General features: G+C 60.8%; 26 protein-coding genes and 2 riboswitches. Of the genes, 17 read left to right on the forward strand and 9 right to left on the reverse strand.

The window, feature by feature from the left end:
- The 3 genes from B5F27_RS17005 to B5F27_RS10570 form a co-directional block, all read left to right on the forward strand.
- On the forward strand, window positions 1-203 hold a 203-nt coding region (locus B5F27_RS17005; RefSeq protein WP_206423002.1), incomplete at its 5' end, for a hypothetical protein.
- Between the two features lie 26 nt (window positions 204-229).
- Window positions 230-544 (forward strand): TIGR04076 family protein, encoded by a 315-nt coding sequence (locus B5F27_RS10565; RefSeq protein WP_087367414.1) that lies wholly within the window; start codon window positions 230-232, stop codon window positions 542-544.
- Window positions 545-560: 16 nt separating this feature from the next.
- Window positions 561-1,007 carry a flavodoxin family protein gene (locus tag B5F27_RS10570; RefSeq protein WP_087367417.1) on the forward strand — a complete coding sequence of 149 codons (447 nt, stop codon included), beginning with the start codon at window positions 561-563 and terminating at the stop codon, window positions 1,005-1,007.
- Between the two features lie 156 nt (window positions 1,008-1,163).
- Here B5F27_RS10570 and mgtA read toward each other — a convergent pair whose 3' ends face one another.
- The 3 genes from mgtA to B5F27_RS10585 all read right to left on the reverse strand — a co-directional run bounded on the left by mgtA (window position 1,164) and on the right by B5F27_RS10585 (window position 7,191).
- Complete coding sequence (gene mgtA, locus B5F27_RS10575; protein ID WP_242962166.1) at window positions 1,164-3,851, reverse strand: magnesium-translocating P-type ATPase; 2,688 nt, start codon at window positions 3,849-3,851, stop codon at window positions 1,164-1,166.
- Window positions 3,852-4,102: 251 nt separating this feature from the next.
- Window positions 4,103-4,263, reverse strand: a riboswitch (M-box (ykoK) riboswitch).
- Window positions 4,264-4,321: 58 nt separating this feature from the next.
- Window positions 4,322-5,671: an MATE family efflux transporter gene (locus B5F27_RS10580; RefSeq protein WP_087367422.1), complete on the reverse strand. Its 1,350-nt coding sequence runs from the start codon at window positions 5,669-5,671 to the stop codon at window positions 4,322-4,324.
- A gap of 167 nt (window positions 5,672-5,838) precedes the next feature.
- On the reverse strand, window positions 5,839-7,191 hold the full coding sequence (locus B5F27_RS10585; RefSeq protein ID WP_087367425.1) for an MATE family efflux transporter: 1,353 nt from the start codon (window positions 7,189-7,191) through the stop codon (window positions 5,839-5,841).
- A 202-nt stretch (window positions 7,192-7,393) separates the two neighbouring features.
- Here B5F27_RS10585 and B5F27_RS10590 point away from each other — a divergent pair, with 202 nt between their 5' ends.
- From B5F27_RS10590 to galE, 6 genes are all read left to right on the forward strand, one after another.
- A complete protein-coding gene (locus B5F27_RS10590) occupies window positions 7,394-7,870 on the forward strand; it encodes a peroxiredoxin (RefSeq protein ID WP_087367428.1) in 477 nt (158 codons plus the stop codon).
- 15 nt (window positions 7,871-7,885) lie between these two features.
- Entirely contained in the window at window positions 7,886-8,227 is a 342-nt protein-coding gene (locus tag B5F27_RS10595; RefSeq protein ID WP_087367431.1) for a phenylpyruvate tautomerase MIF-related protein, read from the forward strand.
- 314 nt (window positions 8,228-8,541) lie between these two features.
- Window positions 8,542-10,626 carry a penicillin binding protein PBP4B gene (gene pbp4b / locus B5F27_RS10600; RefSeq protein WP_087367434.1) on the forward strand — a complete coding sequence of 695 codons (2,085 nt, stop codon included), beginning with the start codon at window positions 8,542-8,544 and terminating at the stop codon, window positions 10,624-10,626.
- Window positions 10,627-10,894: 268 nt separating this feature from the next.
- Window positions 10,895-11,959 carry an aldose epimerase family protein gene (locus B5F27_RS10605; RefSeq protein WP_087248828.1) on the forward strand — a complete coding sequence of 355 codons (1,065 nt, stop codon included), beginning with the start codon at window positions 10,895-10,897 and terminating at the stop codon, window positions 11,957-11,959.
- 24 nt (window positions 11,960-11,983) lie between these two features.
- On the forward strand, window positions 11,984-12,712 hold the full coding sequence (locus tag B5F27_RS10610) for a hypothetical protein (protein WP_087367437.1): 729 nt from the start codon (window positions 11,984-11,986) through the stop codon (window positions 12,710-12,712).
- Between the two features lie 270 nt (window positions 12,713-12,982).
- On the forward strand, window positions 12,983-14,008 hold the full coding sequence (gene galE, locus B5F27_RS10615) for a UDP-glucose 4-epimerase GalE (RefSeq protein WP_087248832.1): 1,026 nt from the start codon (window positions 12,983-12,985) through the stop codon (window positions 14,006-14,008).
- Between the two features lie 92 nt (window positions 14,009-14,100).
- Here the strand turns inward: galE and B5F27_RS10620 are convergent, their stop codons facing one another.
- Both B5F27_RS10620 and B5F27_RS10625 read right to left on the reverse strand, forming a co-directional pair.
- Entirely contained in the window at window positions 14,101-14,865 is a 765-nt protein-coding gene (locus B5F27_RS10620; RefSeq protein ID WP_242962164.1) for a cation diffusion facilitator family transporter, read from the reverse strand.
- A 35-nt stretch (window positions 14,866-14,900) separates the two neighbouring features.
- A riboswitch (NiCo riboswitch) is annotated at window positions 14,901-14,999 on the reverse strand.
- Window positions 15,000-15,229: 230 nt separating this feature from the next.
- Window positions 15,230-16,693 (reverse strand): class I adenylate-forming enzyme family protein, encoded by a 1,464-nt coding sequence (locus B5F27_RS10625; RefSeq protein ID WP_242962165.1) that lies wholly within the window; start codon window positions 16,691-16,693, stop codon window positions 15,230-15,232.
- A 396-nt stretch (window positions 16,694-17,089) separates the two neighbouring features.
- Between B5F27_RS10625 and B5F27_RS10630 the strand changes: the two genes are divergently transcribed.
- From B5F27_RS10630 to B5F27_RS10650, 6 genes are all read left to right on the forward strand, one after another.
- A complete protein-coding gene (locus tag B5F27_RS10630; protein ID WP_087367443.1) occupies window positions 17,090-17,866 on the forward strand; it encodes a hypothetical protein in 777 nt (258 codons plus the stop codon).
- Window positions 17,820-18,101, forward strand: a complete 282-nt coding sequence (locus B5F27_RS10635) for a PqqD family protein (protein ID WP_087248838.1) — start codon at window positions 17,820-17,822, stop codon at window positions 18,099-18,101. Before B5F27_RS10630 ends, B5F27_RS10635 begins: the two co-directional genes overlap by 47 nt.
- Window positions 18,085-18,522 (forward strand): S24/S26 family peptidase, encoded by a 438-nt coding sequence (locus B5F27_RS10640; protein ID WP_158098231.1) that lies wholly within the window; start codon window positions 18,085-18,087, stop codon window positions 18,520-18,522. The genes B5F27_RS10635 and B5F27_RS10640 overlap by 17 nt, the downstream gene beginning before the upstream one ends.
- 154 nt (window positions 18,523-18,676) lie before the next feature.
- Window positions 18,677-18,826: a hypothetical protein gene (locus B5F27_RS16815; protein WP_158098232.1), complete on the forward strand. Its 150-nt coding sequence runs from the start codon at window positions 18,677-18,679 to the stop codon at window positions 18,824-18,826.
- Window positions 18,827-19,023: 197 nt separating this feature from the next.
- A complete protein-coding gene (locus B5F27_RS10645; RefSeq protein ID WP_087367449.1) occupies window positions 19,024-19,215 on the forward strand; it encodes a hypothetical protein in 192 nt (63 codons plus the stop codon).
- Window positions 19,216-19,418: 203 nt separating this feature from the next.
- A complete protein-coding gene (locus B5F27_RS10650; protein ID WP_158098233.1) occupies window positions 19,419-20,759 on the forward strand; it encodes a radical SAM protein in 1,341 nt (446 codons plus the stop codon).
- Window positions 20,760-20,884: 125 nt separating this feature from the next.
- Here the strand turns inward: B5F27_RS10650 and B5F27_RS10655 are convergent, their stop codons facing one another.
- The 4 genes from B5F27_RS10655 to B5F27_RS16820 form a co-directional block, all read right to left on the reverse strand.
- On the reverse strand, window positions 20,885-21,208 hold the full coding sequence (locus tag B5F27_RS10655; protein ID WP_087367456.1) for a PTS lactose/cellobiose transporter subunit IIA: 324 nt from the start codon (window positions 21,206-21,208) through the stop codon (window positions 20,885-20,887).
- A gap of 3 nt (window positions 21,209-21,211) precedes the next feature.
- Complete coding sequence (locus tag B5F27_RS10660; RefSeq protein WP_087367459.1) at window positions 21,212-21,514, reverse strand: PTS sugar transporter subunit IIB; 303 nt, start codon at window positions 21,512-21,514, stop codon at window positions 21,212-21,214.
- Window positions 21,515-21,521: 7 nt separating this feature from the next.
- On the reverse strand, window positions 21,522-22,934 hold the full coding sequence (locus B5F27_RS10665) for a 6-phospho-beta-glucosidase (protein ID WP_087367461.1): 1,413 nt from the start codon (window positions 22,932-22,934) through the stop codon (window positions 21,522-21,524).
- 229 nt (window positions 22,935-23,163) lie between these two features.
- Window positions 23,164-23,316, reverse strand: coding sequence for a hypothetical protein (locus tag B5F27_RS16820; protein ID WP_158098234.1), 153 nt, complete (start codon window positions 23,314-23,316; stop codon window positions 23,164-23,166).
- A 24-nt stretch (window positions 23,317-23,340) separates the two neighbouring features.
- On the opposite strand from B5F27_RS16820, the gene B5F27_RS10670 reads away from it, so the two are divergent.
- Both B5F27_RS10670 and B5F27_RS10675 read left to right on the forward strand, forming a co-directional pair.
- On the forward strand, window positions 23,341-23,748 hold the full coding sequence (locus B5F27_RS10670; RefSeq protein ID WP_087367465.1) for a hypothetical protein: 408 nt from the start codon (window positions 23,341-23,343) through the stop codon (window positions 23,746-23,748).
- A 33-nt stretch (window positions 23,749-23,781) separates the two neighbouring features.
- Window positions 23,782-25,200, forward strand: a complete 1,419-nt coding sequence (locus tag B5F27_RS10675; protein ID WP_087367468.1) for a glycoside hydrolase family 1 protein — start codon at window positions 23,782-23,784, stop codon at window positions 25,198-25,200.
- Window positions 25,201-25,207 lie beyond the last annotated feature (7 nt).

The raw sequence follows: 25,207 nt of genomic DNA on the forward strand, positions 1-25,207 counted from the left end.
AAGACTGGCCTGGCTCCGCTCTCGCTTCGCCAGGCCAGTCTTTGATTCGCTTGTTCTACCCCTTGCAGGCCTCTTTTTTGTACTGTCCGCACAATATGGGGCGGTTCAAGGTTGCCGGGTGTTTTTCTTTTTGTCTTGAAATCCATATCGCGTTCAGCAAGCGCCCTTCCCCTTTCCTCCCGGGCGGCGGTGTGCTACAATAGGCACACACCCCACAGGAGGAACCGCCATGAAACAATGCAGAATCACCGTCATGCGGATGGCGCGGTACGACGACCTCATTGCCGCCTATGAGAACCCCATCCTTCACGCCTGCGACCTGAAGCCGGGCCAGGTGTTCATCGCCAACGGCTGGGAAAAGCCGGAGGGCCTGTGTCAGAGCGCCTGGGACACCATGTCTCCCTTTGTGCTGGCCCTGAGCCACGGCGGCCAGAACTTCTACGACGGCTGGATGAAGAACCCCCGTTCGGCCATGATTTCCTGCAACGACGGCTTCCGGCCGGTGAGCTTTTTGATCGAGGCCCTGGACCAGGACGCCCGGTGACCCAAAGGAGAACGCCATGAAAACCGCAATCTGTTATCTTTCGTTCCACCACGGCAACACCCTGCAGGTGGTGCAGGCCATGGCCCGGGAGGGCGCCGCCGACCTGGTGGACGTGCGAACCCGGCAGGCCGTCCATCTGGAGGACTACGACTGCATCGGGTTCGCCTCGGGAATTTACGGGTTTGAATACCACAAGGCCGTGGTGGAATTCGCCCGGCAGTACCTCCCCCAAAACAAAAAGGTCTTTTTCGTCTGCACCTACGGCGGCGCCAAGGGCTCCGGCTCCAAGGCCCTGCGGGCCCTTGCCGCCCAGCGGGGCTGCACCGTGGCGGGAGAATTCGGCTGCAAGGGCTACGACACCTTCGGCCCCTTCAAGCTGGTGGGCGGCCTGGCCAAGGGCCATCCCAACGCCCAGGATCTGGACCGGGCCCGGGCCTTCTTCCAGCAGATCACCCGGGAATAATCCCAAAACACAGACAACAAAAAATCCGCATGTTCCCTGCCGGCATCCGGCGGAAACAGCGGATTTTTTCGTTGTGAGGGAACCTCACGGCCCGATGGTGTTCCATCGCGGCCGCCGGGCTGGGTCGGGTGTTCCATGGTGTGTTCCTTTTTCAGATTACAGCCAGTTGTGATACCGGCGGATGTAGTGCTTCTTGGCCAGGCTTTCCAGCAGGATATAGCCCGCCACAATCCCCGCCAGGGCGGCGAAGTAGCCCGCAGGCAGAGCGGTCAGGCCCAGAGCCGGGGCCAGGGGCGTAAAGGGCAGCGCGGTCACCACGCCAATGCCCGCCAGCGTCAGGGCGGTGAGCGGGGCCGAGGCGCGGCTCTGGATCAGGGGCAGCTTGGGGGTGCGGATCATGTGGATGACGATGGTCTGGGTCCACATGGAGGCCACAAACCAGCCGGTCTGGAACAGGGCGGCCCAGGCGTCTTTGGCGGCGGGGTCGGTGAGCTGGGTGTACAGCTTGCCGCCGGCGGAGGCCGGGCAGAACACAAAGTACATCAGCAGGAAGGTGAGGATGTCAAACACCGAGCTCACCGGGCCGTTCCAGAACATGAACCGGCCGATGCCGCCGGCATCCCAGCGGCAGGGGGCCCGGAGATAGTCCTCGTCCACGTTGTCCCAGGAAATGGCAGTGCAGGACAGGTCGTACACCAGGTTCAGCAGAATCAGCTGGAGGGCGGTCATGGGCAGGAAGGGCAGGAAGGCGCTGGCTGCCAGCACCGACAGCATGTTGCCAAAGTTGGAGGAGACGGTCATCTTGATGTACTTCATCATGTTGGCGTAGGTCTTGCGGCCCTCGATGAGGCCCTGCTCCAGCACCATCAGGTCCTTGTCCAGCAGGACAATGGAGGCCGACTCCTTGGCGATATCCACGGCGGTGTCCACCGAGATGCTGACATCCGCGGCCCGCAGGGCGGCGGCATCGTTGATGCCGTCCCCCATATAGCCCACGCAGTGGCCGTTTTTCCGCAGCAGCTGGATGATGCGGGCCTTCTGGGCCGGGGACAGCTTGGCGAACACCGACACCGTCTCGGCGCGGCAGGCCAGCTCCTCGTCGCTGAGGGCGTCCATCTCGCTGCCCAGCAGCACCCGGTCGGCCGGCAGGCCCACCTGGCCGCAGATGGCGCAGGTGACCTTTTCGTTGTCGCCGGTGAGGATCTTGACCTGAACGCCGTAGTTGTTCAGGGCCTCGATGGCGGCGGCCGCGGTGGCCTTGGGCGGGTCCAGGAAGGCCAGGAAGCCGATCAGCACCATATCGCACTCATCGGCGGTGGAGAACTGGCCCACCGGGGCGGGATTGCTCTTCTGTGCCACCGCAATCACCCGCATTCCCTGGGCGTTCATCCGGTCGGCCTGGGCCAGCACCTGGCGGCGCAGGTCATCGGTCAGGGGCAGAGGCTGGCCGTCCCGCTCGGCCCAGGCGCAGCAGGACAGCATCTCCTCCACTGCGCCCTTGGTGACCATCTGGGTCTTGCCGGCGGTATCGCAGACTACCACGCTCATCCGGCGGCGCTCAAAGTCAAAGGGCACCTCGTCCACCTTGCGGTAGGTCTGGACCAGGGTTTCGGCCCCCAGCTCCTGCTGCTTTTCGATGACTGCCAGGTCGATCAGGTTTTTCAGCCCGGTCTGGAACCAGCTGTTCAAAAAGGCGTGGCGCAGAACCCGGTCGTTGGGCCGGCCGTCGATGTCCAGGTGCATTTCCAGCACCACCTTGTCCTGGGTCAGGGTGCCGGTCTTGTCGGTGCAGAGGATGTCCACCGAGCCCAGATTCTGGATGGCGTTCAGGTTCTTGATGATGACCTTCTGCTTGCTCATGGCCAGGGCGCCCTTGGCCAGAGAGGTGGTGACGATCATGGGCAGCATCTCAGGGGTCAGGCCCACCGCCACCGAGATGGCGAACAGCAGCGCCTCCATCCAGCTGCCCTTGGTGAAGCCGTTCAGCAGCAGGACCACCGGGGCCATCACCGCCATAAACCGGATCAGCAGCCGGGACACCGAGCCGATGCCCTTGTCAAAGGCGGTCTTGGGGGGCTTGTCGCTCAGGGTCCGGGCAATGGCGCCGAACATGGTATTGCCGCCCACGGCCACCGCCACCGCGCGGGCGCTGCCGCTGACCACGGTGCTGCCCTGAAACACCAGGCAGGGCAGCTCGGTCAGGGGCAGGTCCCGGCTGTCGGGCTCGCCCCACTTTTCCACCGGCTCACTCTCGCCGGTGAGGGCCGACTGGCTCAAAAACAGATCCTTGGCGCTGAGAATCCGCAGGTCCGCCGGGATCATATCCCCGGCCGACAGGTGGATGATGTCCCCCACCACGATCTCCTCCATGGGGCGCTCGGCCCGCACGCCCTCCCGCTCGATGCAGGCGGTGGTGTGAATCATGGCGGTGAGCTTTTCGGCCACGTTGCTGCTGCGGGTCTCCTGGACAAACCGCAGCACCCCCGACACCACCACCATGACGGTGATGATGACCACCGTGGTGTAGCTCCGCTCTGCCGGCGGTGCAAACACCACATCCGTCAGGGCCGACACCACCGCCAACAGCAGCAGCACCAGCGAGAACGGATCGGCGAAGGCCTCCAGCAGCCGCCGGGGACCGCTCTTGCGCTTGACCCGGGCCAGACGGTTGGCCCCAAAGGTTTCCCGGGCGGCCTCGGCCTGTTCCTCGGTCAGGCCGGCCGGGGCGGTGCCCAGCTTTTCCATCAGTTCCTGTTCGGTGCAGGCCGCAGCCTCCCGCAGACGTGCATCCGACAGCTTGGCGGCGGTGTTCTGCGCCGCAGCATATGCTTTGATCCATTTCATCATCATGATGTGATCCTCCCTTCCCGGGAGAAGGGCGCAAAAAAGCGCCCGTCTCCACCGTTTCCGGCAGATCACGGACGCACAGAGCGCACGGAATCAAGGCATCAGGCCGGGATGCCTGTACCCTCTCCAATGGCTGTGCTGTCTGCGGTCTGCCCGCCTTCGTCTACTGCTGGGGTCCATTGCATCCACCTGCCTTTCTGGACCAAAAAACAAAATCCCGCTCGTCCGACAGGACAAGCGGGCAAAAAACACACATACGTTCGCCTGAGCTTTAGCTCTGCAGGGCGGTGTAGCTGCATTATGATGCGCCTTGTTGCGACGCATCCTGTTCAGACCTGCGCACGGTGTCTCCACCGTTTTGCGGCAGCAGCCCATATCCCTGTAGGAGCCTTACCTATCAAACGCCTACACTGTATCACAGCCTCCCGGGAATGTCAACCCGATTTGTTTGAGGATTTTGTGAACCTTCACACTGCCGCCGGCTGGTCCAGGGCGCCTCTGCGCCGCAGCCAGGCCATCGCAATCAGGCAGACCACCACCGACAGCAGCGAGCCGGCCGCGGCGGCGCAGCCCATGGGCAGCAGCGTTTCCGGGAACAGCAGGGACATGAGATAGGCCCCCGGAATGCGGATCAGCACAATGGACAGGGCGTTGTGGAGGAAGGACACCCCCGACCGGCCATAAGCGCAGAAATACCCGCTGAAGCTGAAGTGCACCCCGGCGAACATACAGTCCCAGATATAGCCCCGTATGTACTGGCTGCCGGCGGCCACCACCCCGGGGGTGCTGTCAAAGAGGGCCACAATGTTTCCGGCGGTGAACTGCACCACAATGCCCACCACCAGCCCAAAGCCCAGGCACATCCCCACCGCATACCGGAGGGTCTGGACGGCCCGGTCGTATTTGCCGGCGCCGATGTTCTGGGCCGCCAGGGCCGACACGGTGGACAGCATCGAGCTGGGCACCAGGAACACAAAGCTGATGACCTTTTCCACAATGCCCACGGCGGCCGCGTCGTCCAGGCCGCGGCTGTTGGCGATGACGGTAATCAGCAGAAAGGAAATCTGGATGAACCCGTCCTGCAGGGCCACCGGCACGCCCACCCGCAGGATGGAGCCCAGCACGTCCTTTCGGGGTCGGAAGCTGGCTTTCCCCAGGGCGAGGGCGGTTTTCTGGCGGGTCACCATCACCAGGGACACCACCACGCTGAGGGTCTGGGACAGGGTGGTGCCCAGAGCCGCGCCCGCCGGGCCCAGGTGCATCCCGCCGATGAACAGATAGTCCAGCAGGATATTGGCCGCGCAGGCCACCGCCACAAATTTCATGGGGCTCCTGGAGTCTCCCAGCCCCCGGAAAATCGAGCTGATGATATTATAGGCGGTGATGAAGGGAATGCCGATAAAGCAGATGGTGAGATACTGCACCGTTCCCTCCACCGCCTCGGCGGGGGTGGACATCACCGCCACAATGGGCCGCACCAGGGCCAGCAGCACCGCCGTCAGCACCACCGACAATCCCATAAACAGGGTGACGCTGTTGCCGATGGCCAGGGAGGCCTTTTCCCTCTCCTGACCTCCCACCGCCCGGCCGATGGCGATGGTGGTGCCCATGGCCAGGCCCACAATCATGACGGTGATCATGTGCATCACCTGGCTGCCGATGGACACCGCCGTGATGTCCGCCGTGCCGCTGAACTGGCCGGTGATGAACAGGTCGGCCATGCCGTACAGGGTCTGCAAAAAATAGGCCAGCAAATAGGGCAGCGAAAATCCCACAATGTTGCGGAATACGCTGCCCGTCGTCAGATTCTTTTCCATACACATCCGGCCGCATCCATGGCGGCCGCCCCTCCTTCAGGCAATACTTTATTCTAGTAAACACCCAAATTCCCGGCCTGTCAAGATGCGGGTCCTCCCCGGTGCCCGCTCCAGCAAAAAAGGAGACGCCCCGCCCGGAGCGTCTCCTGTCGATGATGGAACTGAATTTATGCCGGGTCGTAGATCTTCATCTGTTCCTTGTAGGCCCAGGCGAAGTAGATGATCTCGGCGATGGCTGTGATGCTCCAGGAGCAGACAAACAGCAGATAGAGGGACTGGAGGGTGCCGAAGTAGGCAAAGATGGTGTACACCCATGCCACACGGAACACGCAGGAGCCCATAATCACGATGATGGTGGGGACGATGGTACGGCCCAGGCCGCGGGAGGCGGCGATGGTGCAGTCCATGAAGGCCGACACCGGGTAGCACAGGCCCATAATCACCAGGCGCTGCATACCGGCCTCGATGACCGCCTGTTCGGTGGTAAAGAGGGCCAGGAAGGTCCGGCCAAAGAACACCAGGGACAGGCCCAGCACCGCGCCGATGCCGAAGGAATAGCCCAGGGAGATGAAATAGCTCCGCTTGACCCGGTTCCGCTTGCCGGCGCCGTAGTTCTGGCTCATAAAGCTGGAACAGGCGGTGTAGAAGGCGGCCATCACGTCATAGACCAGGGGGTCGGCGTTGGCGGCGGCCGAGTTGCCGCTGACCACCACCGTGTCAAAGGTGTTGATGCCGGCCTGAATGAAGAGGTTGGCCAGGGCAAAAATAGCGTTCTGGCAGCCGGCGGGAACGCCCAGGCCCAGAATGCTGCGGATCATGGCAGGGTCCAGGCGAAGCTGGTCCCGGCGGATGCCGTAGCAGCTTTCGGTGCGGGCCAGCGCCCGCAGAATCAGGCCCGCCGAGAGGTACTGGGTCAGGATACTGGCCAGGGCCACGCCCGCCACACTCATCTGGCAGACAATGACAAAGAACAGGTTGAGCACCACGTTCAGTGCGCCCGAAATGGACAGGTAAATCAGAGGTTTGCGGGTGTTGCCCACCGCGCTGAACACGCCGTTGCCAAAGTTATAGATGGCCATGGCGGGCATGCCCAGGAAATAAATCCGCAGGTAGAGGATGGCTCCCTCCAGCAGGTCGGGCTTGGTGCCCAGAAGCCGCAGCAGCGCCGGCGAGAACACCACGCCGATCAGCAGCATCAGGATGCCGGCGGCCAGACAGACCAGCAGGGAGGAATGGACCGATTTCTCCACATCCCGGGTGTTGCCGGCGCCGTAGAACCGGGCCACCAGCACGTTGACGCCGCCGCCCAGACCGATGAGGAAACCGGTGATGAGGGTGACGAAGATGGTGGTGGAACCCACCGAGCCCAGAGCCTGGGAACCGGCGAACCGTCCCACTACGGCGATATCCGACATATTGAACAGGGCCTGCAGCAGGTTGGACAGGACCAACGGCACGCTGAAGACCAGAATCTGCCGCGCCAGCGGCCCTTCCGTCAGGTTCTTTTCTCCAGATGGCATAACGTGAATTCTCCTTTTGTTTGGTTCTTTTTCTCGTCCTTTTTCATGCGGAGGCTGCGCCGCTGCAGCCCCCGCCCGGGACAGTATAACGCGCCGCCGTCAGGCCGTCAAGAGGCAGCCCGTCCCCTGCCCCAAAGGCTTGCTCCCAGCCCCTAAATATGGTATCCTGAAGGCATCATCCACACAAAAGGAGGCATCTCTCATGCTCAGTGAAAACACCCTCGCACCCGACTTCGCCCTGCCCGACGCCGAGGGCCATGTCCACCGCCTGTCCGACTTCCGGGGCAAGAAGGTGGTGCTGTATTTCTATCCCCGGGACAACACCCCCGGCTGCACCCGCCAGGCCTGCGCCTTCGCCGCATCCTATGGCGTATTCCAGCAGCGGGGCGTGGTGGTCATCGGCGTCAGCAAGGACTCCGCCGCATCCCACCAGAAGTTTGCCGCCAAATATGAGCTGCCCTTCCTGCTGCTGTCCGACCCCGACCACGCCGTCCTGGAGCTGTACGACGTCTGGAAGGAGAAAAAGCAGTACGGCAAGGTGAGCATGGGCACCGTCCGTTCCACCTACCTCATCGGGGAGGACGGCACCATCCTCAAGGCCATGCCCAAAGTCAAACCCGACACCAACGCCGCCGACGTTCTGGCCGCCCTGGATGCCCTGGACGCCGCCAACGGCTGACAAGGAGGACCCGCCATGCCTTTCATTGATCTGCGCACCACCCTGCCCGTCCCGGCCGACCGCCGGGAATCCCTCAAGGCCGCCTTTGGCCAGGCCATCACCACCCTGCACAAAACCGAAACCTATCTGATGGTTTCCATCCAGGACAGCTGCGACCTCTGGCTGGGCGGCCGCAAGCTGGACCAGGGCGCCTATATCGCCGTGAGCCTCTACGGCTCCGCCTCCCCCGCCAACTACGACAAGATGACCGGCCAGCTCAGCCGGATTCTTGCCGACCAGCTGGGCATCCCCGCCCAGGCGGTCTATGTCACCTATCATCCGGTGAACGACTGGGGCTGGAACGGCCAGAATTTCTGACACGCCCCCGCCCATGCCGGCCCGCTTCCCCGCTCTTTCCGCCCCGCCGGGCGGCAAGGGCGGGGTTTTCTTTCGCCCTCCGATTCCCGGAATATTGTATATCCAACCCTGTTTTTGTCCATTTGTTCTATAACTATTGGTCAATCATTCTACATTTCAGGGTTTTATGAAACAACGTTTCTGTTTGTTCGAGTTTTATTGACAATTCTGTTCTTTCGCATTACAGTGTAGCCATCTCATCCGCCGCGGCGCTCTGCCGCCTGGCGTTTTATTTCGGTCGCCGTTTACACCAGCTTGGAAAGAAGGAACTTGTTATGACACAGATCAGCCGCCGCAACTTCCTCAAAGCATCGGTCGCCGCCGGGGCTGCCGCCCTGGCCAGCAGCGCCGCCCTCCCCGCCGCAGCCGCAGCCGGCACCGCCGCCCCGGCCCCCTCCGAAACCGCAGAGGAAAACTGCCTGTTCTCCTCCAAAGCCTCCGTCACCGCCGCCAGCCTCCCGGCCGGAAGCTGGCAGGCCCAGCCCACCTTCCCCGACTGGGCCGGGTATGTGGACGATACCCTGGCCATGAACGGGATGTACACCTTCTTTGGCTACAGTGGCCAGGGCACCCTGTACGTCTGCCCCGCCGCCGGAGTCACCAGCTTCGCCTTCTTCGTCAACAACCACAGTGTGGACACCAGCCGGATGGCGGGCGGCGGCGTGTGGGCGGTGGATATCTCGGGCCTCACCGTCAACGGCCTCAACACCCTCCAGGTGAGCTGCATCCAGCCCGCCGGCCAGACGGTCCAGATCTCCATCCCCTATCCTACCGTCATCGAGGGCAAGCCCTCCGACGTGGGCCTCAGCACCTCGGTTCTGAACGCCATCGACGCCATTGTGGCGGCGGATGTGGCCCACGGCTTCACCAGCGCCCAGATGGCGGTCATCAAGGACGGCCGGATGATCTACCGGAACGCCTGGGGCACCGTCAACGCCTACAACCCCGACGGCACCCCCAAGACCGACAGCCCCGCTGTCACCAACGACACCCTCTACGATCTGGCCTCCAACACCAAGATGTATTCGGTGAACTACGCATTGCAGTATCTGGTCACCAACAACCAGATCAGCCTGGACGCCCGGATCGCCGACCTGCTGGGCAGCGCCTTTGTGGACAGCACCATCGACATCACCTTCAACGGCTACGAAAACCCCGGCCTGGCCACCGTCAAGCAGTGGAAATCCCAGCTGACCATCCGGGACGTGCTGCGGCATCAGGCCGGCTTCCCCGCCGATCCCCAGTACCACAACGACGCCTTTGACCAGACCACCCAGAAGGCCGCGCCCGGGGTGCCCAACGTCCTGTATTCCGGCTCGGCCGGGGACGACGCCACCCGCCGCCGCACCCTGGAATCCATCTGCAAGACTCCGCTGATGTATCAGCCCGGCACCAAGACCCTCTACTCGGACGTGGACTATATGCTGCTGGACTTTGTCATCGAGCAGGTCACCGGCAGCCGTCTGGATGATTTCCTGTCGGCCCACTTCTGGCAGCCCATGGGCCTGACCCACATTACTTACCAGCCCCTGAACCACGGCTTCAGCCCCAACGACTGCGCCGCCACCGAGCTGAACGGCAACACCCGCGACGGCGCCATCTCCTTCACCGGCGTCCGCACCTACACCCTCCAGGGCGAGGTCCACGACGAGAAAGCCTACTACGCCATGGGCGGCGTGTCGGGCCATGCCGGCCTCTTTGCCAACGCCTCCGACCTGGCGGTGCTGGCCTCGGCCATGCTGGACGGCGGCTACGGCAACCACCGTCTGTTCAGCCGCAACGTGCTGGACACCTTCACCGCGCCCAAGATTGAGTCGGCGGCCAACTGGGGCCTGGGCTGGTGGCGTGAAGCCGACCTGGCCCGCGCCTGGTACTTCGGCACCCAGTCCTCCTCCGGCACGGTGGGCCACCAGGGCTGGACCGGCACCCTCTCCCTCATCGACCCCGCCGAGCGGCTGGTGGTGATTTACCTCACCAACAAGATCAACTCCCCCGTCACCGACCCCGCCGTCAACCCCAACCAGTTTGACGGCAACTGGTACACCGCCTCCACCCTGGGTTTTGTGGCCCAGCTGCTGTACCAGGGCCTCAAGAACCGGGCCGGTTCCCCCGACGCCGCTCTGGACGCTCTGCTGGCCGACATGACCGCCGAGCACTTCAAACTGGTGAAGGACGAGCCCACCGCCACCAGCGCCTCCCACCCCCGCGTCCAGTCGGCCTACGCCATGCTGGAAGTGCTGGCAGACCGGGCCGGACAGACCTTCCGTCCGGCTCCCCGCACCTACGCCCGCGACGCTCTGCAGCTGCTTGATCCCGTCCGCGATGCCGACGAACTGGCCGCGCTCCGCGAACGGCTCTAAACTCCTCCATACCTCCTTTCGCTCTGCCGCCCCGATTTTTCGGGGCGGCGTCTTTGTTTAAGCGGTTTTCTGCGCTCGGCCGTCTCGGTTATATTCCACAAAGAACTCCCGAAAATTTATATTCACAACACAAAAGATTTCCCTGCAAATGCCTGAAATTTGTGATATAATCATAGAGAAAAGGATCGTTTTTTGTACCAGGTCCAATTTGGCCGGTGCGGTGTGTTCTGTGTGTCCGCCCGCATACCGGCAGAAGGAGGCAGACACAATGGCCAAGATCGAAACAAGGCTTTTTGGTTTCACCCACAGCGGAACCCCCGTCAACGAGTACATTCTCTCCAATCCCGGCGGCTTGACGGTCAGCGTGCTGGACTATGGGGCGATCATCAAAAACATCATCGTCCCGGCCAAGCGCGGCCCGGTGGACGTGGTCCTGGGCCACGACACCATGCAGGAATACGAGCTGGACACCGCCACCTACTGCGGCGCCTTTGTGGGCCGCTACGCCAACCGGATCGAAGGGGCGGCCTTCACCCTCAACGGCAAAACCTACCAGCTGGAAGCCAACAACGGCCGCAACCATCTCCACGGCTGCTTTGCCCGCAAGTCCTATGAGGTGAAAGCCTTCGGCGACACCCTGCTGCTGGAGGCCGAAAGCCCCGACGGGGAGGACGGCTTCCCCGGCAACATGAAGATTGCCGTCCGCTACACCCTCACCCCGGACAATGCCTTCCGGATGGATTACCGGGTGTCCTCCGACGCCGACACAATTGTCAACCTGACCAACCACACCTATTTCAACCTCAACGGCGGGGGCTCGGTCCTCAACCAGCGGCTCAAGCTGTTCGCCTCCACCTATCTGGAGAGCAACGAGGAGACCTGCCCCACCGGCCGCATTCTGCCGGTGGCCGGCACCCCCATGGACTTCACCAAGGGCAAGGCCATCGGCCGGGACCTGAACCCCGGCAGCGACCAGACCCGCATTGTGGGCGGCGGCTACGACCACTGCTTTGTCATCGACCGGCCCCGGGCCGGCGCCCGCCAGAGCATCTGTGCCTGGGCCACCTGCGATGAGAGCAGCATCAGCATGAAGGTCTACACCACCCAGCCCGGCGTCCATCTCTACACCGGCAACTATCTCCAGGACTGCCCCAGCCCCGGCAAGGGCCTGCATCCCATGCAGAAATACGACGGCTTCGCCCTGGAAACCGAACACTTCCCCTGCAGCCCCTCCCACCCGGAGTTTCCCTCCACGGTGCTGCGGGCCGGCAAGGTATTCCGAGTGTCCAACACCCTCCGCTTTTTCACCGGCAAACAGTGCGGCGTGATCTGACCGCCGCTTTCTGAGGAGGTTTCTATGACCCGCACCATCCACCGCCTCGCATCCGTTCTGATGGCCGCGGTCCTGGTCTTTGTGCTGGCCGCCTGCGGCGACGTCACCCCCGACCAGGCCAGGACCTACATCCAGGGCGATCTGGACGCCTGCTATCTGGGCCAGTACAACCAGGATTATCTGGATCTGATCGGCATCACCGCCGAGGAAGCCAAGGAACAGAATTACGTCTGGAACACCACGGCGGAAGCAGAAATCCTGATGGACTACTTTGGCATCTATCCCACCGACGCCTCCGCCGAACGGGCGGTGGCCCTCATCCGGGATATTTACGCCCTCAGCAAGTACCAGGTGGGCGCCGCCAGCAAGCTGGACGACGGCAGCTATGCGGTGACCGTCACCGTCCAGCCCATGGACATTCTGGTCCGCTACACCAGCCAGAACGACGCGGCCAGCCTCTGGGCCGCCGCCCTGGACCGCCACGGCATCTACTCCCAGGAGGCCCTGGACGCCATGTCCGACGCCGACTATGAGGCCCTGGAGGACGACTATGCCGCCTCGGTGCTGGACGGCATCCGGGCCCTGCTGCCCGAGATGGGCTATGGCCCCGAACAGTCGGTGGTGCTGCAGCTCAAGCTGGAGGACGACACCTACACCCTGGTGGAGACCGACTGGCAGCACTTCGACAGCATGGTCATCGACTACAGCGGCCAGTACTGCGATGGGAGTACATCCTCCGTCGCCACCGCATAACCGGACATCCCAAAGCCAGGCTCCCTGCCGGGGGGCCTGGTTTTGTGCGCCCGGGCGCAGGAATCCGGTGGTCTGATTCTTCATCGGGGCCGCATCAAAAATCGCGTGGGCCCATCCTCCATTTTTACAAAGCGCAACAAAATTACATGTATATAAGCGCACCGCCCCTTGATTCCGGGCGGCGTCTGCGGTATCCTGTAATCAAGAAGAGCCGGGGCGCTTGCCCAGGCAGGCAATATCCACAAAGTCGATCGAGAGGAAGGTTTTGTTATGGCAATTTTGGTATCGGGCGGCGCCGGCTACATCGGCAGCCACACCTGCATTGAGCTGCTGAACGCAGGCTACGACATTGTGGTGGCAGACAACTTCTACAACTCCTGCCCCGTCGTGCTGGACCGCATCAAACAGATCACCGGCAAGGACTTCCGCTTCTTTGAGGCGGACATGACCAACCCCGAGCAGGTCGAGCACATTTTCACCGAATGCCCGGACATCACCGCCGTCATCCAGTTCGCAGCCTACAAGGCCGTGGGCGAGAGTGTCCAGAAGCCCATTGAGTACTACTCCAACAACCTGAACTGCACCCTCACCATCCTGGACGTGATGCGCCGCCATGACTGCCACAACTTTGTGTTCAGCTCCTCGGCCACCGTCTACGGCGATCCCGCCACCGTCCCCATCACCGAGGACTTCCCCGTCGGCGCCACCACCAACCCCTACGGCACCACCAAGGTGTTCACCGAGCGGATTCTGGCCGACGTCTGCAAGGCAGATCCCAGCCTGAACGTGGCCGTCCTGCGGTACTTCAACCCCATCGGCGCCCACAAGTCCGGCCTGATCGGCGAGGACCCCAACGGCATCCCCAACAACCTGATGCCCTACATCGCCAAGGTGGCCGTAGGCAAGCTGGAGAAGGTCCATGTCTTCGGCAACGATTACCCCACCCCCGATGGCACCGGCGTGCGGGATTACATCCACGTGGTGGACCTGGCCCGCGGCCATGTCTGCGCCATCCGCAAGCTGGAGACCAAGTGCGGCCTCTTCATCTGCAACCTGGGCACCGGCAAGGGCTACAGCGTGCTGGAAGTCCTCCATGCCTTTGAGAAGGCCTGCGGCAAGACCCTGCCCTACGTCATCGAGCCCCGCCGCGCCGGCGACATCGCCGAGTGCTACGCCGATCCCTCCAAGGCCAAGCGTGAGCTGGGCTGGGTGGCTGAGTACGGCATCGAGGAGATGTGCGCCGACAGCTGGAACTGGCAGAGCAACAACCCCGACGGCTACCACACCGTGAAGTAATTTCCCCCACCTCTCTTCCATAAAGCAAACGCCCCCGCTGCGCAGACCATGCAGCGGGGGCGTTTCTGATTTTTATGGGATATTCCAGGCCGTCAGGCGGATTCTTCCGCCGGGTTGACGTGGATCATAATGTGCTTGATGTCGGTGAACTGGCTCTCCAGCTGGTCGTGAATCCGCTCGGCCACCTGATGGGACTGGCTCAGGGTTTCGCTGCCGTCCATGGCGATTTCCAGGTCAATGTAGACCTTGCTGCCGAACATCCGGGTGCGGAGCTGGTCCACCCCCACCACGCCCTCCTGGGCCGAGACAAAGTCGATGATTTTGCTCTCGTATTCCTCGCCGCAGGAGGTGTCCAGCATCTTCACCACGGCGTCTTTCATGATGTCATAGGCCACCTTGATGATAAACAGGCAGATCACCACGCTGGCCACCGAGTCCAGCACCGGGAAGCCCAGCCGGGCCCCTGCAATGCCGATCAGGGAGCCCACCGAAGAAAAGGCATCCGACCGGTGATGCCAGGCGTCCGCCATAAAGGCGGAGGAATGGATCAGCTTGGCATAGTAGCGGGTATACCAGTACATAGCCTCCTTACCCACAATGGACAGCACCGCGGCCACCAGGGCGATCATCCCCGGCGCCGCCAGGGTCTCATACCGCCCCGAGGCAATGGTTTCCAGGCCGTTTTTGCCCACCCCCAGGCCGGTGATGAGGAGCACTGCCCCCAGCACCAGCGAGGCCACGCATTCCAGCCGCTCATGGCCATAGGGATGGTCCCGGTCGGGGGCCTTCTTGGAAATTTTCACCCCGAACCAGGCGATGAAGGTGGTGAGCACATCGCCGAGATACGTTTGTTCCACCTGTGAAAAAAGAAAAAGACACCTGTGGAACATACAACTGTCCCACAGATGTCATAACACACTTCATCTGCTGCCGCACACGGCGGCCCGGCCCCATGACCTTGTCGGTTCATCGCCTGCTCAGTTTGTACTGTTGATCTCGCACCCGGCCGGGGGCCGGATGTAATGCAGTGCAAAGAGGAATGCTCTGATTATATCTGCGGGATGCCGGTTTGTCAAGGCAAAAATCCACTGTCCGACGTATACTTTCATTTTTGTCCCGCACATCCTTTTTCTTGCATGGCATCCGGCAAAAAAGCAGGCCGCCCTTTGGGGGGCGGCCTGCCTTGCGTTTATTGGAAAGGGATGGTTTTCGTCCTCTGCATCAGCCGCGGACCAGCTTGCCGGTGGCGTTGCGGGCGAAGGGCGCGCTGCGGAACTCCACCAGGGTCATCCGCTTGTACAGGGGCAGGGTGCGGTTCACCTCGGTGATGTGGGCCCGCACAGCGTCCTGGGCCTCTGCCGGGCAGTAGACCTCGGCGCAGATCTTGCCGTCCTTCTCCTTGACGATGCACTCCTGCACATCGGTGCAGGCGGACAGCAGTTTCTCCAGCTCTTCGGGGCTGACGTTCTCGCCGCTGGCCAGGATAATCAGGTTCTTTTTCCGGCCGGTGATGTAGTAGTAGCCTTCCTCGTCCTTCCGCACCAGGTCGCCGGTGTGGAACCAGCCGTCCACCAGCACCTCGGCGGTGAGCTCGGGCTCCTTGTAGTAGCCCATCATGACGGGATCGCCCTTGATGCACAGCTCCCCATCCTGGATGGAGTACTGGCAGATGGGCTCATCGCCCATGCCCACCGAGGAGATGTGCTTTTCGCTCTGGTCGTTGTTCCAGGTGCCGTCGCCGCTGGTCTCGGTCAGGCCGTACATCTGCATGATGAAAAAGCCGTTGTGCATCAGGTCCAGCATCATCTGGGGGGTGCAGGCGGCAGCGCCGCAGGTCAGGGTACGCAGCTTGCCCAGACGGTCCTTCCGGCCCCGCATCACATCCCGATGGATGGACTGCAGCAGCACCGGCACAGCCGCCATGGTGTCGCAGGGCATCAAGGACAGATCGCGGTAGAAGTTCCGCAGGTCGGTGCACAGGTTGTGGGCCATGCCCATGATGGCCCAGGACACCAGACTGGTAAAGGCCGCAATATGGAACATGGGCAGGACAGTGAAGTGGTTGAAGTCATAGTGATCCACACCCATCTCCGCCAGCATCACGTTGAAGGGATCGCAGTAGGCGGGCATGGGTGCAAAGAGGTTTTTCTGGCTGAGCATGACGCCCTTGCTGCGGCCGGTGGTGCCCGAGGTGAACATAATGGCCATCAGGGCCTCCCGATCCTGGCAGACCCGGCCCTCCGAGGGCTGGTACTTCTGATACCCGGTGATGGGCAGCAGCTTGTCGGCGTACACCTCGCCCAGCGCGGGCTCCCGGTCCAGATATTTCCCGTCGTGGAGAACGGCGGCTGCCTCCACCAGATCCAGCTCATAGTGGATGTCGTCCCAGCTCTTCTGCAGGTTCAGAGGCACCACCGCGGCCCCCGCCAGAACGGTGCCGAAAATGCTGGCCGCATAGTGGTAGCTGTTGGCAGCCAGAATGCAGACTTTCTTCCCCACAGGGTCCGACAGGGTCGCTTCCAGCTCCCCTGCAATGCAGCGGATATCGTGGGCATACTGGCGGTAAGTAACCTCCTGGACGCCCTCTTTGGCGTCGTCGTAATAGCGCATGGCGATCCGGTCGGGGTATTCGGTCTCCATCCGGCGAACCAGCTGGTCAATGGTAAAGACAGGGAGAGTAAACATGGCGCTTTGTCCTTTCTGTTGTGGATGGCAGCCCGGGCCGGGCCAGGCCCGGCAGGCTGAGACAAATCCTGTTCCGGCCCAGGCTGCCGCAGCAGCCAAAACCGGCTTTTCAGATCCAATCGGCGTTCCGGGGCGGCCTGCGCCGTCCCAAAACCGTATACCTGTATTACAGGTCAGCAAGGACAGGATACCACGCCCCGGCCCTGCTGTCAAGGTCCGGGCGGCACCCAGCGCAAATTCTACTCTGCGCCATACATTTTCTGTTTTTAACCGCACAATTTTATTGACGAAGCATCTTATATATTATATACTGTAATAGGAATTCATCTTACTTGAGAGAGATCTGTGGAGGGGCTGTTTGAACATCTCCGGCCCTGCAGGAAAGGGAGAGAGTCTGTGTTTTACGTCCGGATGGCCGGCATTCCCATCGGCATCGAACATCGCTATTCCTACATTCGCCGGCTTTGCGCCGGCTACATCACCCAGGACACTCCCCTGTTCACCGTCTGCGCATCGGACCAGGATCTGATCCGGGAGGCCGGCCCTGGCCGGTCCGACTCCCCCGCCGATGCTGAAAAAGATTCCCGTTTCTGGGGCTACTGCGAGAGCCTCTGTCTTTACCGCGCCATCTGCCTGCATCTGGTGGATTACGGCGCGTTCCTGATCCATGGCGCCGTGGTGGCGGTGGACGGCGCCGCCTATGTCTTTTGTGCCCCCAGCGGCACCGGCAAAACCACCCACATCCGCCTCTGGCTGGAACAATTCGGCCCCGACGCCCAGGTCATCAACGGAGACAAACCCATTCTGCGGTTCATGGATGGGGTTCTGTGCGCCTGCGGCACCCCCTGGAACGGCAAAGAAGGAATGGGCTCCAACTGCATCTGCCCGGTGCGGGCGGTCTGCTTTCTGGAGCAAAACCCGGAGAACCACATCCGCCGCCTGTCCGGCCCTGAGATCACCCCACGGCTGTTCCATCAGCTGCTGATCCCCCGGGATCAGCCCCGGCTGGACCGGTTTTTCGTCCTGCTGGACCAGATGGTCCGCACCATCCCCTTTTATCTGCTGCAATGCAACCGGCAGCCCCAGGCAGCCCGGTTGGCTTATGATACCATGAGGAGGAACCAAGATGATAAAGACCAAACCGGGCTTTCTGCTGCGCCGGCTGGGAGATGAATCCATGGTCATCGCCATCGGCGAGGCCAGCGAGAGCTTCAACGGGATGATCCGTTTGAACTCCACCGGCGTATTCTACTGGGAACTGCTGGAACAGGGCGCCACCGAGGACCTGCTGGTGGCCAAGACCCTGGAACGCTTTGACGGACCGGACGAGGCCACCGCCCGCCAGGATGTACAGGAGTTTTTGCAGACCATCTCAATGGCCCTGGATTTCGATGCAAAAGACCATTGAGCAGGTCCTGGCCGAGGAGGGGCAGGGCTTTTTTCAGACCGTTGGCGACAGCATGGAGCCGCTGCTCCATCACCGGAAGAGCACCGTTGTCATCCAGGCCCCGGCGTCCCGGCTCAAGCGCTGGGATGTGGCGCTGTTCCGCCGGCCTACCGGGGAGTATGTTCTCCACCGGGTCATCCGGGTGGAGCCGGACGGCTACCGCATTCTGGGCGACAACCGCCTCTGGCCCGAGATGGTGCCGGCCGGGTGGGTCATCGGGGTGATGGCCGGGTTTTACCCGGATGAGAGCGGGCAGTATGTTTCCTGCCAGAGCCCGGCTTACCGGTCCTATCTGAAAACCCTGCGGCTGCGCCGCGCGCGGCTCTGGCTTTTGGCTCTGCCAGGACGGGTGCGCCGCAAGGCGTTTTCCTTCCGCCGCTGAGCCGAAACCCCTGCGCTCCGCACAATTCCCGGCCAAAGCGAAAGAATTTCACGCAAATTCGAACCAAATCAGCGCTATTGATTGACAGTGCCCGCCAAATCCGATATACTGTCATCTGCAAAGAAACCACCGGATTCAATGGGGAGGAATTTTTATGGATTACGAAAAGGCAGCAGCTGAGATCGTCCTGTTTGACAACAGCGACGTCATCACCACCAGCGGGCTCGACGGCACCAACGACGGCGATTGCCTGCACGGCCAAAGCAAGGGCAACTGCAAAGGCAACAACAGCCAGAATCACTAAATCCGTCTTTCCCCTAGAATCCAAGCGCCAGGGGATTTGCGGCGGGTCGGGTTCCGTACAAAAGAATCCCACCGGTTTCATCCCCAATGGCAGCCGGAACAGAACCGGCGGCATTCCCCAGGGATAGCCACCGGCATTCTGCTGCGGGCCCGTTCCAAGTAATTCCATTCTATATCTTGAAAGGAGAGTGTACATCGATGCGTTCCACCATGAAAGCACCTTACGCAAAGGCCTCCGCTGAAGTGATCTGTTTTGACAACAGCGACGTCATCACCACCAGCGGTCTGGACGGCACCAACAGCTGCGTGACCTGGTCCAGCGAGAATGGCCACGAATGCCACAACGGTCTGCAGATGTCCGGCGGCGATCTGAAACCTCCTCTGTCCTAACACCGTATCATAAACATGGATAAAACCGATTCATGTACCGAGGTGTTATGGCAGCTGAATGATTTCAGTGCCTGACAAAGTAAGGATCGACAAACAGGTATCGGATATCTGTTTGTCGATTTTTAATTATGGGGAGAAAATGCCATATGCTCTACAGACTCAAACCGGAATATGTGTTGCGGGGCTGGGAAGGAACGCCCTGGATGCTGATCCAACGCCCCGGAAACTGGCCCCGTCTGCTTTCCAAAGAAATGTTTCAGCTGCTTCTGCTCTGCGATGGCCAAACCGAACTGAGCCCTTTTCTGAACGACGCCATGCGGAAGACCCTGCAGCAGTGCGAGGAAGAAGGTCTCATCGAACCGTGTGCGTGCCCGCTGCCACTGGATAAAGATCAATATTATACCTTCTACAAAAACCGATATGTCCGGAATATATTTTGGTCCATCACGGGGCGATGCAATTACCGCTGCCGGCATTGCTTCATGGACGCCCCCTGCGGGAAACTGGGCGAACTCACCACCGAACAAGCCTTCGATTTCATCGACCAAATGGCAGACTGCGGGGTACTGCGGGTGGATATCACCGGCGGCGAGCCCCTGATCCGAAAGGATTTCTGGCAGCTGGTGGACCGGATTCTTTCCTACAAAATGACCATCGGAACGATTTATACCAATGGCTGGCTGCTGACCGAACAGGTGCTGAACGAATTGGAACGCCGGAACATCAAACCGGGTATTTCCATCAGTTTTGATGGTGTGGGCTGGCATGATTGGATGCGGGGTGTGCCCGGTGCAGAAGACGCCGCTTTGCAGGCGCTGAAACTCTGTGACGAGCGCGGATTCCTGACCGATGTGGAAATGTGCATTCACCGCGGCAATGTGGACACATTTGCCCAGACCATCGAAGCGCTGCGGGACGTGGGCGTCCAGAATGTAAAAGCGTCCAACGTGGCCCCCACACCGCTGTGGGAGCACAACAGTGAAGGAAACGCCCTGACCAATCAGGAATTCATCGAGGCGATGCTGCCCTATATTACCTGGTATTATCAGGCGGGCAAGCCCATTGAGTATTTGACCCTCGCCAACATGGTTGTTCTGCGCCGGGACCAGCCCGGCAAGATCGTAGCAGAAGCCCACGACGGCACGGAAAAGTGCCTGAACTGTTACATGTGCGGTGCGGCGCGGATGTCCTGCTATATCACGCCGGAAGGCCGCCTGCTGCCCTGTATGCCCATGACATCCAGCCCGGACCAGGAGAATTTCCCCAAAATACAGGACATCGGTTTGAAGCAGGGGCTGAGCAACAGCTACTATATGCAGTTTGTCAACGGAAGAATCAAGGACTTGTTTGCAGCCAATGCCGAATGCGCCGCCTGTGCGTACCGCTACAAATGCGGCGGCGGATGCCGGGCAACCGCCCTTTTGGACGGCAGCCATTCCCTGATGGGCTGCGACAGCATCATGTGTATGCTGTGGAAGTCGGGCTACGTTGAACGCATCCGGCAAACCCTCGATCAGGCCGAGGCCGCCTACGGTTCCGCCTGATTGCTCAAAAATCAAACCGCCGCTTCTTCCCAGACGGACGAGGCGGCGGTTTATAGACAAAACGGCCGCCCCTCACGCCACGGTGCGTGGAGGGCGGCCGTCTGTTGTTTCAGCGCCTCAAGCGATTAGTCTTTCACGCCGTATTTATCTTTGTACAGGTAAATAAATTCTTCTGCCATCATGCGCGTTTGTTCCGCGCTCATCATCTGGTCCTCGGCGTGGATCAGAATCAGACTGGTGGGCAGGCCTTCCTCGGAATCCTGCATCCCCAGCAGGTCAATGTGGATATCATGGGCCTCCTTGTAGAAATCATCGCCCTCTTTCAAGAGGCGGTCGATCTCGTCAAAGTTGCCTTCCCGGGCGGCTGCCATTGCTTCCATGTAGTTGGACTTGGCGCTACCCGCAGCGCCAATGATCTGGAAGATCGTTACCAGCAGTTTTTCATCCATAGCTTAGTCCCCCAGGGCCTTCTTGGCCATTTCAACTACGGATTTTCCATCCATCAGGCCATAGGCCCGCATATCCACCGCATCCACCTTTTTATCAGGGAACTGGGCGGCAATCTTCTTGACGGCATAGCGGACCTGGGGTCCCAGCAGAATCATATCCGCCTCTGCGCCCTTCACATCCACTTCCGACAGAGGCCAGGCGGCAATGGTGACATCATACTGCATGGCAGCGGCGGCGGCCTGCACCTTTTTCACCAGCATGCTGGTGCTCATACCCTGGTTGCAGAACAGGTAAATGGTTTTCATAGAAGCATTACTCCTTTACAATAGCCCCGTTGGTTTCAATCACTTTTTTGTACCAGTAAAAACTCTTTTTCCGGCTGCGGGACAAATCCCCGTTGCCATCATCGTCCTTGTTCACATAGATCAAGCCATAGCGCTTGCTCATCTCACCGGTGCTGGCGCTGACCAGGTCAATGCAGCCCCAGGGTGTATACCCCATCAGTTCCACATGATCTTTCTCCACAGCGTCCATCATGGCCCGGATGTGCCGGGCCAGATAATCGATGCGGTAGTCATCCTGCACCTGGCCGTCCTGGTCCACCGTATCCCGTGCGCCAAGGCCATTTTCTACAATGAACAGCGGTTTCTGATAGCGATCGTAGAGATAGTTTAACGCCAATCTCAAACCCGTGGGATCAATCTGCCAGCCCCATTCGCTGCTTTCCAAATAGGGGTTTCGGCCTCCGGCCAGGATATTGCCTCCCGTTTCATCCACGCCGGCGCCAACGATGTTGGAGCAATAGTAGCTGAACCCAATGAAGTCCACCGTACCCTGCGCCAAAATTTCTTCGTCGCCGGGCTGGCGGCTGGGTTCCGCGCCAAACTGCTGCCACACCGCCTGACAGGCCCCCGTGTAACGGCCGCGGCAGTGGACATCCCCAAAGTAATAGGTCTGGCGCATCTGCTGGTAGGCCTCCAGCTGGTCCCGAGGCGCACAGGTGGCCCCGTAACGCAGCGGGTACAGGAGCATGCAGCCAATCCGGTTGGCCGGGTCAATCGCATGCCCCAGCCGCACCGCCCGGGCGCTGGCCAGCAGCTGATGGTGGGCGGCGTTCAGCATGGATTGGGCGGCGTTTTCATCCTCTCCATAGACAAGGCCCGCCTGCAGCCAGGGACGGCTGCTGAGCATCAGGGCATTGATCTCGTTGAAGGTCAGCCAGTACCGGACAACGCCCTTATACCGCCGGAACACCGTCTCACAATAGCGAGTAAAAAACTCCACCAGCCGGCGGTCCCGCCAGGCGCCGTATTTTTGGACCAGGGCCAGGGGCATCTCGTAGTGGCTCAGGGTCACCACCGGCTCCATGTTGTACCGGTGTAGCTCCGCAAAGACTTCGTCGTAGAACTTCAGCCCGGCCTCATTGGGTGTTTCCTCATCGCCCTGGGGGAAAATCCGGCTCCAGGAGATACTCATTCGAAAGCACTTGAAGCCCATTTCAGCAAACAGGGCAATGTCCTCTTTGTAATGGTGGTAAAAATCCACCGCCTCGTGGCTGGGATAGTAGGCGCCGGGCTGGATCTGGCCGTCAATCTGCCGGGTCTGGCCGCAATGACAGCCGCGGTGCACATCGTTCACCGACAAACCGCGCCCGCCTTCACGGTAGGCACCCTCGTATTGGTTGGCCGCTGTGGCGCCTCCCCAAAGAAAATCGGGTGAAAGCATCGGGTCGACATTCCTCCTTTTTGTGCAGCGAACTGGAATGACCGCTCAAATTTTGCTTGAAACGTGCAACGAAACTAGAACTTGCGTCAAGGATATCATGCCGGCCCGGCAGTGTCTATAGATCCACTGTACCGCATTCGGGGAGACTGTTTCAGATTTGGTTACAGCTTCCCAATATGCACAAAAAAGGAGCAGGAGCTTTGTGCAAAGCTCCTGCTCCTTTGTCTTTTCAATACGTTTCTTCGTTGAAATACTGCTGACAGATCAGATTTCCCAGCAAATCCAGACTCAGATTGGCGCCGTCCAGATAGTGGCCGGTACCCGTATTCAGAGTCATGGTAACATAGGGCTCCGGGCGGTAGTCCGGATTGCAGGTCAGCATGACCAGTTCCACATCCTTCGGCAGATGCAGCTGGAACCCTGCCGGAAAATACTTGCTGAAGAACACCCCGGACACCGAGAACACCAAAATCAGCTGGGGCTGCGCGCCAAAAACAAAGAGTTCCGTGATCTGGCTCTGCCCACCGTAATTTCCGGCATCTTCGGCGTCACCGAGCCCGCCATCTACGGCATTACCCTGCCCCGCATCAAGTACTTTATCATCTCCTGCATCGGCGGCGCAGCTGCGGGCATTGTCTGCGGCCTGACCGGAGTCAAGAAGTATGCTCCCGGCAGCGGCATTTTTGCACTGCCCACCCTCATCAACACCGAGAATCCCGCCGTCCTGCCGCTGCTGCTGGCTGCGGTGGCCGGCATCGGCGTCAGCTTTGCGCTGACCATGGTCCTGTTCCGCGAAAAGGACATTGAGATTTGAGTTCCCTGTAAGCACCTTGGAGGATAAACCATCATGAAGCATTCTGTTTCCGCTGCTTTCCCGCAGGATTTTCTTTGGGGAGCTTCCATCAGCGCCTTCCAGTGTGAGGGCGCAGCCGCCGAGGATGGCCGGGGCCCCATCAGCCGGGACCTGCACAAACCCATCCCCGGAACGGCGGATTTTTCGGTGGCCAGCGACTTTTACCACCGCTACAAGGAGGATATCGCCCTGATGGCCGAGATGGGTCTCAAGACCTTCCGGTTTTCCATCTTCTGGTCCCGCATCCTCCCCGAGGGCACCGGCGCAGTCAACCCCAAAGGTCTGGAATTTTACAGCAATGTCATTGATGAGTGTCTCAAGCAGGGCATCGAGCCTCTGGTGACCATGTTCCACTTCGATCTGCCCGCCGCCCTGGAACAGCGGGGCGGCTGGGGCAGCCCGGAGTCGGTGCAGTGGTTCGTGGACTACGCCTCCATCCTCTATAAGAACTACGGCAGCCGGGTCAAATATTGGCTGACCATCAACGAGCAGAACGTCCTCATCTTCCTGGCCGAGCGGTTCCACACCCTGGTGATCCCCAAAGACTGCAAGAACGTCCTGCGGGAGATCTACCAGCAGAACCACCGGATGCTGGTGGCCCAGGCCAAGGCCATGGCCCTGTGCCATGAAATGTGCCCCGGGGCCAAGATCGGCCCGGCCCCTAACATCAGCTTTGTCTACCCCGCCAGCTCCAAGCCGGAGGACACCATCGCGGCGGAGAACTACAACGCCATGCGCAACTGGCTCTATCTGGATGTAGCGGTCCGGGGCAGGTACAACGAGATCGTCTGGGCCTGGCTGAAAGAGAAAGACGCTCTGCCGGTCTTTGAGCCGGGGGACGCCGAGGCCCTGGCCGCAGGCAAACCCGACTTCATCGGCTTCAACTACTATAACACCCTCACCTGCGAGGAGGACGACGGCAGCCGTCCTCTGACCCAGGCCACCGACCAGCAGACCGCCCGGGGCGAGAGTGGGATGTTCCGGGGCTGTGCGAACCCCCATCTGAAGGCGAGCCCCTTCGGCTGGGAGATCGACCCGGTGGGCCTGCGGGTCACCATCCGGGAGATCTATGGCCGGTACGGTCTGCCCATGATCATCACCGAGAACGGGGTCGGCGCCGCCGAAGAGCTGACCGCCGACGGCAAGGTTCACGACGGCTACCGGATCGAGTATCTGAAAGCCCACATTGAGCAGATGGGTCTCGCCATCGCGGACGGGTGCGAGATGATGGGCTACTGCCCCTGGTCGGCCATCGACCTGATCTCCACCCACCAGGGCTTCAAGAAGCGGTACGGCTTTGTCTACATCAACCGGGACGAGTTCGACCTGAAGGATCTGGGCCGTTATCCCAAGGACAGCTTCTACTGGTACAAGAAGGTCATCGCCTCCAATGGCCGGGACCTGAGCGAATAAATTGACG

The sequence above is a fragment of the Faecalibacterium sp. An192 genome, assembly GCF_002160175.1.
GTDB lineage: Bacteria > Bacillota > Clostridia > Oscillospirales > Ruminococcaceae > Faecalibacterium.